Genomic DNA, 11,742 nt, shown 5'->3' with positions numbered 1-11,742 from the left:
TGCGCCGCTTGGTCGGCTGGCAAGACCTAACCATCGTCAGTACACAACCGGAGGCAGCGTAGTAGCAAGTTGATACTTCAACTGCTCAACTCGTCGCAGATACCTGATGCTCCCCTTTCCACCACTTGACCGACACCACCGGGCAGAGTAACGATCGAGTGTCAGTCGAAGGTTTGAGCGGCCACGATGAATCAGCGCATACGGCTCCTTCCAGCAGTGGAAACCGATCCGGCCTTGGCCAAGGAACTGCGCGAGTGGTTTGAGGAGGAGTTCGGACCTGCCGATCGCTGGGGAGCGCCGGACTATTACGCGATCCTGAGTCTCGAAGAACAGCTTGCCGGACGGCTCGCTATTCTCGACCGTGAGGTATCTGTCGGCGGCGCGATCGTCAAAGTTGGCGGAATCGGCGGAGTAGCGACGAAGCCTCAATTTCGTCACCGAGGCGTCGCCAGTGCGATGCTGTCCCGCGCGGCTGAGTTCATGAAGCGTGATCTGGGCGTCGAATTTGGATTGCTGCTCTGCCGGCACGAGGTGTCACCCGTCTACGCGAAACTCGGCTGGATTGGCGTTCCAGGTTCCACTACGTTCTCACGCTCGGGAACTACCGCAACATATCCGCACGACACGATGATTTTGGCGCTTGCAGAAAAGGCGTGGCCGTCTGGTCCGATCGATATGCTCGGCTTGCCCTGGTAGCCCCGCGAGACGCTCTGAACTAAGTTTCCCAGAGAACGTCGAGGTCTGTTCACGTTGGCGCGTTGGCCTGGGGCGACTTCAACTAAGCGGGCATTGCCTTAGGAATTTTATGATGCGAGACTCGCCATCTTCCCATTGAGCATCATTGGCATTCGCCAAGGCCACGCGCCGCTGACTGTTTGGGGCCATGTAGATTACGAGGATGACGTGTTTCGGAAGCAGCACAGGACTTGGTTCTGTGCGGAATACATGCCCGTCCAGCCGCCAACCGCAGCCGAGGACGATCTTTTCGGAGCTTGCGATCAGCGCAACTGCGCAGACGATGATTGCGAAAAGCCTTGGAACTATAGACCTAGCAGGTTGCGGAAAAAGTGTTTTTAACCCCTGACAACATTGATCCAAGACGCACTCTCGCAATCGTAGTAATGCTTACTCTTCGCCGAAATCGTCTTTCGCCGGGTTTTTCCGCAACCTGCTAGGCGAGCAAAAGCCGTGAGCTACCCGATACAAATCGACGCTTGGTTGGTGCCACAACCAACGCCGGCGCCTTAAGCCCGCATTGCGCTCAGCGCAGCGCGTTGCCATCGGCCCCGAATTCGCGGGGACGGCCCGGGTGGGACTAGTTTGTTCGCGGCCGAAAGAGCCGATTAGCGCCGCGCGGCACCCGAATGCTTCGCTCGGCCGAGTCTCGCTGCTGGTGGTTGGTCCTTTCGCCTGTTTAGTGCGCTGCGTTGACCACAGCTTGCAGCGTGAACATTGTCTTGTTGGCTGCCCCCATGTTGATGTACCAAGTTTCCTTTTCGGTAGTATCTGGTGACGGCAGGAAGCAAGTTTCGGCTAGGCCGGATTGTACGTCAGTCGTAGTCTCCGCAATCTCGAACAGGCGTTTGAACGGGTAAATTGCGACGCGCGCATCAGGTACCGGACGATCACGATACGTCAGCCAATTCGCGAAGCTTTTGAAGAGTTCGCCCTTGCGGCTGTACGCGTCGTGAGCCAGTACCACCCATGCTTCCGCGTCGATATACACGATGTGTTTTGAGTAGAGCTCCTCCGGAACGCGGCTGCGGCGTGGTGTGCCTTCGACAACGAACATGCGGCGCAGCTGCCATCGTTCCGGGCAGACGCTGGCATGCCCATCGGTCGGGCACGGAATGCCCGGAACATGTTCGACGTTGATCGCACCCAGCATCGTTTTCTCGCCGAGAAATTTCCAGTCGTAATTCTCATTCTTGGCGCTGAAACCTTCGTAGTCGTCCGGGTAGAACTGCTCGACGCCCTGCGAGCTGCCCAGCGCCGCCTCATTCTGGCGGCGCAACCTGCGCGAACCTGGCCTCCAGAACCATGCGTCATCGCCCCGGTTCGGGTCAGCATAGCGAAACCGAAGAAAAGCCTGGCCGCGAATCTCGGCAGGCGCGAGTACCGGATACAGCGCGGTCATGAAGTAGCGCCCGGTGGATTTGAAATCAGGATCGAAGGGCAGGGGCTCTATTTCCGTTCGACCGACCTCGTTATAGAGCAGATAGTGGCCGATCTCTTCGTACTCGACTTCGTGCTCTTTCCTCTCGCGTTCCTCGAAGCGTCCGTGACAGCCGAAGAAGCGCGCGTCGAGATCGTCGGTGTACATTGGCCGGAACGAGTTGTTCCACATGATCTTGACTGCGGCGTAGGGGTCATTTGGATCGACCAACGGAAACGGCTGCCCCGCCACGTAGCCGACGAGGCTCCGATGATCAGCCGAGACCGTCACCTGTGCCGAGTATTTCTCGGTCGCTTCCCTATACGGCGGCGGCCAATCGATTCGTTCCGTCGGCACGATCTTCATCGTCATTCCATGCTGGACGCGCCAGTACACCCCCGGTGCGAGCAGGTCCTTAACGACCGATGCATTGTCGGCCGTGATGAAATCGCCGGGCTTCACCTGCGCCGAGACTCGAATAGAAGTCGCCAGGACGACGGTGACGACCGCTACCAACGAAACGAATTTGATTTGCCGTTGGCCTCGCATCCTGAAGCTCATGAAATCATAGACGCGCGCTGATTCTATCACACTTGGATGGAGAGATTCGGAAATCTGAGTCCACGCCGGCCGCCAACATTCTGTGCTGCGTGGGGATTGACAGCGAGTGCAGGGCAGCCTGCCACGAATTCCGCGTTATCGAAGCTCTTGTCGCCGGCCACTGTGATCCGACTAGAACTATCTACGTCGGTTCCCCGAAAGCGCACCGAGTGAACGGCGAGCTGAGAGAACCTGGTCACATGGATGGACAAGCCCAAGCGTATACCCCAACGCCGACACATTCAGCGCCACCGCAGCAAAAGGCATCACCTATTCGCTCGACGGCATGGACTCCGATACCATACCTCGCCTCGCCACCAAGTCAGGACCTCCTCTCATCTTCTTTGGTGGAGATTCGGCATTCTATTGGACTGGAACTATTAGAACCCAAGGAGGAAATGTCGAGGCCAGAGTCGAAGGGCACTCTCACTCAGGGCACCCGGTCCCGTCGATTTTGGGTGGCTCGGTCGCCAAGTTCTCGCTCGAACTTACCGGCGTAGCTCCGGCCACGTCGCAGGTGGGAGCCTCTTTCACGGCATAGGGCTCAGGCCTTCAGGCGAAAATAACGAGGCGAGCTTGAGCAGCACGCGATTGCGGCGGCGTGACGGGGCTTCACGAACAGTCAGTGAGCAGACCGTCACTCGACGGGCAAATGTCGGATACCGATGATCGACACGACCGGCGTGCCCCGAATAGAATTTCAGACACTTCGGTGAATTACGCATGGACGGCTCTCAAGTTCTGACCCTCCTACTCTCCGCACTGGTTTCGGCTCTCATCTCGGCGCTCGTCGCTCTTTGGTTCGGTCCGTACCGAACAATTCGAGAGGAACGGGCGAAGCGCACCTTGGTCGTCCGGGATGAAATTGTCCGCGCACTTCAGCTTCTTCTACGCCACCTTCGTAACGCGGAATTGCAAAACCGAAAACTGGCGGAGGGCGGACAAGCCACTGTGAAGTGGTTTATCCGTGACTACGAACGAATGCTGTGGCCCGTCGTCCGCGCGTTGGACAATCCAGATATAGCGAAGCGCTTGGCAAAGCGCCTGCGACCTTTGATGCAAGAACTGCTCGGCTTGTGGCGTATGGAATATCTAGCGATATGCGTGACCGACAACCTCGAAAATGCGTTAGACCGATACCCGATTCAGCCGCCTCACATAGATGAGCCGATCAGTGTGCTCGAGCGCTTGTGTGGCGTTGAAATTGGGAAGCCAAAACCCGCGGCCGAAGCGGTAGCGAAAGTCGAGGAAATGATCGATTTGTTGCGCTGATGCGGCTTGCAGTTTGCCGATGTTGTTGGCCGGCCGCGCGACCGAGAATCGCCCATCGCCAGTATCGTCGGGTATTTCGCTGGGTTTCTCTCCGCCCTCCGTTCAGCGGGTGCGCTTTCCGCCCATCTCAACTCGCTTTCTAGTTTGCGAACCTGCTTAGGACTGTGTGCGCGACACACCCAGTGTCGCAGGTTCATCGGCATCTTTCCTCAGCAGCTTTGTTGGAACAGCACATTTCCAAGAGCAACCCTCGGAGTAGCTGACCGGCGTGGTCTCGCTCGACAAGGGATGCTTTCGCCCGCGCATTGTGTCTCGGGTCTTGGCTGGTAGCTCCCAGCTCCACCATCGAGTCCAGGTTTTCGTTGCGACGGAATTTTCAGCAAGGACGGGTCGTTGGGCGGTGTGATTCGTGCGGTCGCCGAATTGAAAGTTTGTCGTTTGCTTCCCGTTTTCAGTTGACTAACGCCGCCTTTCGTTGCGCCCGCGTGAAGAGATATCCGGAAAGGGTTCCAAGAATCAGCCAAAAGACCAACATCACTCCGAGAGTACGCGTCACGAAGGCGCGGTTGAGAAGGGCCAGAGAATGTAACGGCGTTCCTGGTGCCGGTATCGGGACCAAAAGGCGAAACACGACTCCAGGCAGAACAAGGAACAAGAGCCCAGAAAGCCTGGCCAACCCCGATAGGCAAAAAACCAGGGTGATGCCTATCATGGCTGATGCCACCGCCACCAACCACCCGGTTTGACGTATAGCCAGCGACGCCACCTCCATTCCCGGAACGGCAGGAGGCACAACCACGGCCGGAGCGAGATGGAACGTGACGAAGCCCGCGAGTCCAATAAGCAAACCGAACTCCCATCCGTCGCTGCCACTGACTGTGTAGATTCCGGTCACGATCAAACCGAAACCGACCGCCACAAACACGTCGCCCAGCAAGGTCGAGATCGAGCGCAATGGTTCGCTCGCGAAGGCGTCAGACCGAGATTCAAGACTGCCGGCCTTTTCATATGTCTCGGCAGTGTGAATCAGCGGCAGCGTCGATGATCGCTGAATCACAAACAGGCAAAAGCCGGCTAGAAAGCCGGCCAGAAGCGCGGTTGAGACCATGCGAAAAAGCACGGGCAATCAGTGGCAGGGAAACCCTGCGGCGTGCCTGACATCATGAGCGGCCGCATGGAGAAGACCCGAATGTGAAAACCCGACGACAAACAAGATTGTGCCTCCGAGCGCGATCCCGACCATTGCAGCAACTATTGCGCTCTGCGCGGTTCCTATTCTGATTCGAGAGCCAACCTGTGCCTCGGATCGCTCTATGCCTGAAACTGCTGCCTTGTTCACCATCTTTTCCTCCAGTTTGTAACTGTCGCCGATTCTACGAATATTCCTGTTGTTTTTCTGTCGGGCCGGTCCTGACCCATGCTCAACCATTGGCCTCGGCCTTCGCCGTATTGGAAGCCCACTGCGCGTGAACTTAGGAAGCGATAACGGTCCGTATCTGGGAACCCTGCTCGCGCAGAGCGCGGTTGCCTCCTGGTCGAATCGAAAGCGCTGGTTCGGTCCTGTCGACACTGATTCCAGTCTGAAAATATCGGAAGACCTCCACCTCAACCGAACCGGACCGAAAATAGGGTGCGGCGCACGCCAAGGCAAACTTCGCGTCCGTGCCCCGAGCACCGTGCCTGCAGCATTTGGCAAAAAGCGGCAGCGGCTTCAACATCCCCTCAGATGCCGCCTTAAGCCTCTTCAAGCCGCGATCGAACGGCACGCATGCGGCTGACGAGATCGCTTTCGGCTACCAGACCGCGGCTGAGCATGATGTGAACAAGTGCGAGCAGCTGACGCTCTGGCGCAGGAACGTCGCTATACACGGACTCTGCAAGCTCATCCTCGGCTCGGCGCCGGTCGAGTGTAGGGAGCGCCCCGCTAACGGCTAGGCAGTCGCACATTGCGATGAGACTTGTTTTCCACGGTGGATTCGGATTGGTAACGCCGTAACGTGGCGCAAGTACATTCCAGGTCTTCCCCTCATTCCGTACGGCCTCGAGCAGTGCGACCCGGCTGAGGTCAAAGTCACTCTTCACGCTCATGTGTAGTCTCCCCGGAATGCGTCGAACCCTGAACGGGCCGGCGCGCCTTCTGAACCGGATGGACGTCTGCCGTCCTGCCGGGGCGCGGCAGGGCGACGCCAATCATGCAGTCGCGCGTGACGATCTCTGCAAGTTGCCCCTCTGTCCAATTCTCGGTGCCTTCGGGGCGCACAGGAAGGACCATGAAGCGGCACTTCTGGTTGGAGTCCTCGACGCGTACCTCCACCTCGGGCGGAAGTACTAAACCGAACTCTGCGAGGACCTGACGTGGCCAGCGAACTAGTCTGCGCCGATAGTTCGTTGTGCGGTACCATTCGGGCGACATGCCGAGCAAGGGGCGCGGATAGCACGAGCAGAGCGTGCAAACGATTACGTGATGCAGCGTTGGCGTATCTTCGAGTACGCGAAGATTCATGTAGTCGCTCGGGGTGCCGAATCCGGTGGGTTCCGCCCAGTCGATACTGATCTCCTTGCAGGCTTTGACGGCGTCCTCCATGACACGAGCTTTAAAAGCTGGGTCGGTCCATGCCTTGGCTACCAATCGAGAGCCCGCGGCCGGTTCGATTGACTCGGTCCACTCAGTGAACCTGCGATGATCCTCCGCGGCAAAAAGACCGTGCTCGATCGCAAGTTCCCGCACTGCAATCTCGAGAACCTCGAAGTCAGTTATTTCTTCCACCATTGGCGCCGCGTGAGGTTGGTCAGCATCGCCTTTTCCCGGCGTATGTTTATGGCTCATGTTTTTTTTGCTTCCCTAATTTTTCGATCAGCTCAGTTATCGCCGGGCTCCAGCCAGCGCTCCGGGGACTCGGTCTGCACCGTGTCGTTGTCGAATGGGTACTCAGGCCAAAGATCCTTCTGCCGGAACCGAACGATGTAATATTGTTCGAGTCGGCCATCCCGATTGAAAGCTTCGTCTTCGGGGGTAATATCCTTATATGTGCAAGCGGCGACCGTGCCCACAACACCGCGGACATACATCTGGGTGCGGGTGTAGAACAGGTTCGGCATGTCCTTGACGCGAACACGGTCGCCCACCTTGAAACGGGCTTTGCTGGCGGTATTCTGAGATTTTTTCAGAGGCTTACTTTTTGGCATAGCGGGATTTCACCTCTGCAATCTTCTCCACCAATTCGGTCAGCGAGATATGGTTTTTGTCGACCAGCATTCGCGCCGCAGCCAAAATCCAGCGTCCGTAGTACGGGATGCCAAGATAGAGCGCATAGCCCAAATCGTTATCGGCTCGACGGCGTCTCTCCTCGGAGTTCCATATGCCCCTCCAGCCGAAAACCTCGCACGTCACGTAAGTGTTGAGTTCCCATTGTTCCTCTTCCTTTTCCTCGTACAGGATAGGGGCGTCGAACTGGCCGCCGACATCGTGGGGCGGGTGCATATAGGCCTTGTAGAGGGGGCCGTCAACCTCGTAATTCCAGTTTTGGGGCGCATGAAGCGCCGGCTGTAAGGAGGCGATGAGTTCTTGCTGCTGACGAAGGTCACTTCGTGCTGCCACTTCTGTACATCTCCTTTTCGTTGTCGCAGCGGCAATCTACCAGAATTTCCGTATATGGACCCTTCTGATTCCCCGATCTCAACGACCGTTTAGCGGGGATTTCCATTTTGACTCTCCACTTCCAACTCCTGTATAGGCCAGACGACCTCTTGCTACAAGGGTTTCAGCCGGTTTAGGTCCACGGTCCTCGCAGCGGCTCCGGAACGGTTCAGTTTCGCGTCCGGCGAGCACGCAACGCCCCGAAAGGACCCTTTTTCTGGGCGCATAGAGCCGTCCGCCGGTCTTGACCAACCGCTGCTGCAATCGTATTCCTACGCTTTTGATGGTGTCGTCTTGCGTTGGTTCAGCTAGCAAATCGCCGGTTTTTCGCCGTCGATGTTCCCTTGAATTGATTCCGCTGAAGGATTCTGCTTTCGATTCTATCGAAAAGTTACTTTGCAATTTCGCTAAGTTGACGGGAGTTTAGGAAACCGTTCCGAAACGCCGTCCTGCGTTAAGTAGCGTTTTAAGCAGTATGTTCCCACCTGGTCGACTTTTGGTGTGAGTCTACATTTCCCGCGTTCAGCGATCGGTCGATTCGGTCGGCGAGATCCGCGTGTCGAGTGCCTTGCACAGACTCTATCAAATGCCACACCTCGAGTTGCTTCCTGGAAACGAGCTGTGTGACGCGCACTTCTGGGTCGCTCCATTGAATGCACCGAGGCGACGCCCGCCGGGAGAGTGCATGGCTTCCGCGTAAGGAGGTTCTCATTTTCGGTGGCGAGACGTTCGTCTCCCAAAGTCGCCTGATAGTTCGAATTGACTGCGCTCCGCCACCCAGTCCTCGACGTTCTGCATTCTCCGCCGAAGCGCGCGAAATCCGCGCATGTCGTGCCTTCTGCGCATTCAAAGCGCACCGGAGAATCGCTACGTCTTAGTATCGTCGCGCACGTCGCTTGGTTTCTCTCCGCCCGCCGTCCAGCCGGTGCGCTTTGCGGCCAATTCCATAGATCGACACGGTCCACTTCGATTGTGTTGAAATACCAGCGTTTTACAGACGGAACTGCGCTGCTCCGCCCATATGAAATCGGTGGTACCCTCGTCCTCGCAAATCACATCGATGGTATACACGCGAGTGCCATCGCGTGCGCATCGGTTCAGCACGGACTTTAAATGTGGCCCTAATGTCACCGTGTCATCGTTCCGGCGCCCTTTTAATCAAATCGGTACTGAAGTCGGAAATCTGGGCCGATTGATTCCAATTCCAGTTCGATTGTTTGGACTCGGAGTGAGTGCGTGGTATCGTTTTGAACCGCCGTTCACCAGGGGACTGAGAGAATGCTTACGCGAAGTGCTTTGGTCTCAACGTGGAAAGACGGCCTCGTCATCATTGGTGTTAAGGGCGTTCGCCGAGAGTTTGTCGGCCAGTCAGTGCATGGTTTGGCATGCGACGGGGCGGACAACGTTCTGGCGATTGTCGGCGGACACTCGCTGGTTCGGCGCAAGGTCGGCGGCGAATGGTCAACGGTTGCCACCAGCGCTCTCGATCTCTCTTGCTGTACCTTAAGAATCTCGATGCCCACCTTGTCGGCGGCCGGGGCCTCGGCCAGCCAGATAAGCGTTTCAATCGCCTCAAGCTGGCAGAAGAAGAATCGGCGGCCGTCCCGCTGCTCCGGGTCATTCCAGTGCTCCAGGAGCTTTTGGGTGATGCCCGACGTGCCCTGGTAACCACCCGCGGCCCACGCCTTCACGCGCGGGCGGATTTGATTAACCAGAGGCAGCTCACGGAAGATGCCCGGATCATCGAAAGACTTCGCGCCCGGCGTGGCGGTCACATATCCCGCCGGCCGGCGCCCTTCTTTCCGCGCGAAAGACCGACTTTCGCGCTCGTAGCTCCAGTAGGAAGACGGCTCCTCGAAGGGTGAATTGATGATGAGCTGATCGATGGAAGCGGCGGCCATTATTTCAAGTCCAAGATGCGCAGGCTCTCGATGCCGCGGTCGTCAATGATTTTGACCGCGACGCGCTTGTTCTTGCCTGCCGGAAGCGGCAGCGATTCCGTGCCGCGGAAGGCTTCGATCAGCTCTTCGTCAATCTCGGCGTGGAGATTCTTGGCGAGCTTCGCCCAGCCTTCGGATTCTCCCGCCATCGGGAAGAATACCTGACGCGGAAACAGACTGCGCCCATCGTAGTCGGTATCGAGGAGCCACATGGCGATCTTCTCGACGCCCCCGGATTCAATCGTGCCAGTCTTGGTGTTGTAGTAGTCGAACCCTTCCACGGAAACGATGAATTCGCCTTTGCTATCGCCGTTCTTGACCTTCTTCACCTCCACGTCGGGCTGGCCGATTAGCCAGAAACTCTCGTTACTGGAGCGTTTCTTTTTGAGATCCTCCGTCAACAGATCGGCGTTCATTTGCGCCTTGAGCAGCGTCACGCCGGGCCAGTTGGTCTCGTCGATGTCCTTGGAGGCCTCTGGGTCAAACTGGAACGCAGCAAACAGGACGATCTTCGGCTTTGGCACGAGGGTTTGCGCCTCTTCGAGAGCCAACGCCACCTGGCGCTGTTCAAGAGGTGCGTGCTCCGGGCCGAAGGATACGACGACGCGCTGTGCTTTATCCCCCTTCGTTTCCGCGTCGGCGTTGAGGTAACGTGTTCCCGGCAACACCTCCAACCGGCTGAACTCAATGCGTTGCCCGCCCTTTCCCCGCACCCCGGTTCGGAGGATCTCACTTGTCCATTCGTCGTGGCGAAGCGTGGCCCCACTGCGGACGACTGAGCTGTCGGCGTTCTCGATGATGGATGGTTCTTCAACTTCGTCAAGCGACCGTACGGTCGGCGCCGGAACAGCTTCAATTGTGAACGGGCCGGCTACTCTAGCCTTGCTGCCATCCGGTAAGGGTTCGTTGTAAAGAATTTCTGTTGCTGGAGGCTCATTGTTTGCTATCGAACTCAGCATTACGTGCGGAACGGTTTTGTAGCGGAATCCGCTCCCTATGCCTTCGTCAGGTCTCGCCAATTGATAGTATTCGAAGACCGACGTCATCACTCGTTGTTTGGCCAGAGTGAGGGCTACCCGCGATGTGTCGCATGTGATCCATCTTCGGCCCCACTGCTCGGCGACAACGGCCGTTGTGCCGCTGCCACATGTGATGTCGAGCACCAAGTCGCCGGGGTCCGTCGTCATTACAACGCACCGCTCAATGACCTTCGGGCTAGTCTCTACTACGTATTGTTTCTTGCGCGCGAAACCGCTTATGGCCGTGTCGTTCCAAACGTTATCAACCTCGACGACTGGATAGTCTTCCAAATACCGTTTGTACCGGAGGGTATTTCCTACCAACATCAATCGTCTCGCATCAGCCAGGCGCTGCATTCCTCCCGATTTCACCCCAGGTTTCCAGTGGGTGTTTGGCGGGCACTCAAAGGGCCTGCCACGCCATTCAAAGAAACGCTCCGCCGGATCGCCCGGAGCCCCTTGAGAATAGAGAGTGTCATGTGCCAGTATTCTTAAGCTCGAAGGTATTTGATCGAGTTTCTCCAGTTCTTCGGCCGTCATAGGCCTGGGTTCCGCGCTGCCATCGCGCGGCTCGACCAAGGAATATTGTCCGCTGCCGCCCCGTCCTCCCTGTTTCGTCAGTGTCGGCTGTCGAAACTTATCACGCGCGGCAACTTTGTCCTTTGCGTACCATACGAGAAAATCGGTGGACGTGGATAAAAGTGAAGTGCTTTGACCGCCGGTTGTTCTAAAGGCTATCAGCCCACAGAAGTTGGTAGGCCCAAAAACCTCGTCGCAGACCTGACGAACGGAATGAAGGTTCTCGTCACTTATCTGGACGAAACACGAACCGGATGCCGCAAGCAGCTCCCTAACAAGCCTCAAGCGGTCGCGCAGGTACGTCAGGTAGGAGTGAATGCCCAGTTCCCAAGTGTCCCGGAAAGCCTTCACCATCTCGGGCTCTGTCGTGAGGTCCTCATCCTTGCCGTCCTTCACATCGCGCTTATTCACGAAGGGCTGAAAATTGGAACCGTACCTGATGCCGTACGGCGGATCGAAGTAGACCATCTGCACATGGCCAGCCATGCCTTCCTTTTCCAGCAGTGAATTCATGACCAGCAGGCTATCGCCGGCAATCAG

10 protein-coding genes and 1 pseudogene are annotated in these 11,742 nt (G+C 57.2%); 3 read left to right on the top strand and 8 right to left on the bottom strand.

The genetic code is table 11. The features are described from left to right. The first annotated feature begins 186 nt into the window (after window positions 1-186). Entirely contained in the window at window positions 187-696 is a 510-nt protein-coding gene (locus tag Q7S58_RS16585) for a GNAT family N-acetyltransferase (RefSeq protein WP_304828291.1), read from the top strand. A 718-nt stretch (window positions 697-1,414) separates the two neighbouring features. Here the strand turns inward: Q7S58_RS16585 and Q7S58_RS16580 are convergent. Beyond that, window positions 1,415-2,704 (bottom strand): DUF1329 domain-containing protein, encoded by a 1,290-nt coding sequence (locus tag Q7S58_RS16580; protein WP_304828288.1) that lies wholly within the window; start codon window positions 2,702-2,704, stop codon window positions 1,415-1,417. 774 nt (window positions 2,705-3,478) lie between these two features. Here Q7S58_RS16580 and Q7S58_RS16570 point away from each other — a divergent pair. Further along, window positions 3,479-4,027, top strand: a complete 549-nt coding sequence (locus Q7S58_RS16570) for a hypothetical protein (protein WP_304828285.1) — start codon at window positions 3,479-3,481, stop codon at window positions 4,025-4,027. Window positions 4,028-4,478: 451 nt separating this feature from the next. On the opposite strand, the gene Q7S58_RS16565 is transcribed toward Q7S58_RS16570, so the two are convergent. Together Q7S58_RS16565 and Q7S58_RS22270 are read right to left on the bottom strand one after the other, a co-directional pair. Continuing rightward, window positions 4,479-5,135 carry a CbtA family protein gene (locus Q7S58_RS16565; RefSeq protein WP_304828282.1) on the bottom strand — a complete coding sequence of 219 codons (657 nt, stop codon included), beginning with the start codon at window positions 5,133-5,135 and terminating at the stop codon, window positions 4,479-4,481. Window positions 5,136-5,153: 18 nt separating this feature from the next. After that, window positions 5,154-5,369, bottom strand: coding sequence for a CbtB domain-containing protein (locus tag Q7S58_RS22270; RefSeq protein WP_370655533.1), 216 nt, complete (start codon window positions 5,367-5,369; stop codon window positions 5,154-5,156). Between the two features lie 320 nt (window positions 5,370-5,689). Here Q7S58_RS22270 and Q7S58_RS16560 point away from each other — a divergent pair, with 320 nt between their 5' ends. Next, window positions 5,690-5,962, top strand: coding sequence for a hypothetical protein (locus tag Q7S58_RS16560; protein ID WP_304828279.1), 273 nt, complete (start codon window positions 5,690-5,692; stop codon window positions 5,960-5,962). A 136-nt stretch (window positions 5,963-6,098) separates the two neighbouring features. Here Q7S58_RS16560 and scnC read toward each other — a convergent pair whose 3' ends face one another. From scnC to Q7S58_RS16535, 5 genes and pseudogenes are all read right to left on the bottom strand, one after another. Next, window positions 6,099-6,854 carry a thiocyanate hydrolase subunit gamma gene (gene scnC / locus Q7S58_RS16555; RefSeq protein ID WP_304828276.1) on the bottom strand — a complete coding sequence of 252 codons (756 nt, stop codon included), beginning with the start codon at window positions 6,852-6,854 and terminating at the stop codon, window positions 6,099-6,101. Window positions 6,855-6,886: 32 nt separating this feature from the next. Continuing rightward, on the bottom strand, window positions 6,887-7,213 hold the full coding sequence (locus Q7S58_RS16550) for an SH3-like domain-containing protein (RefSeq protein ID WP_304828272.1): 327 nt from the start codon (window positions 7,211-7,213) through the stop codon (window positions 6,887-6,889). Continuing rightward, window positions 7,200-7,625 (bottom strand): SH3-like domain-containing protein, encoded by a 426-nt coding sequence (locus Q7S58_RS16545; protein WP_304828269.1) that lies wholly within the window; start codon window positions 7,623-7,625, stop codon window positions 7,200-7,202. The genes Q7S58_RS16550 and Q7S58_RS16545 overlap by 14 nt, the downstream gene beginning before the upstream one ends. A gap of 1,547 nt (window positions 7,626-9,172) precedes the next feature. After that, window positions 9,173-9,565, bottom strand: a pseudogene (locus tag Q7S58_RS22265) (restriction endonuclease); the annotation flags it as partial. Next, window positions 9,565-11,742: site-specific DNA-methyltransferase (locus Q7S58_RS16535; protein ID WP_304828263.1), on the bottom strand; the 2,178-nt coding region annotated here is incomplete at its 5' end. The pseudogene Q7S58_RS22265 and the gene Q7S58_RS16535, both read right to left, overlap by 1 nt.

Source organism: Candidatus Binatus sp. (assembly GCF_030646925.1).
Lineage (GTDB): Bacteria > Desulfobacterota > Binatia > Binatales > Binataceae > Binatus.
This window is presented reverse-complemented; position numbering and strand designations above follow the sequence as displayed.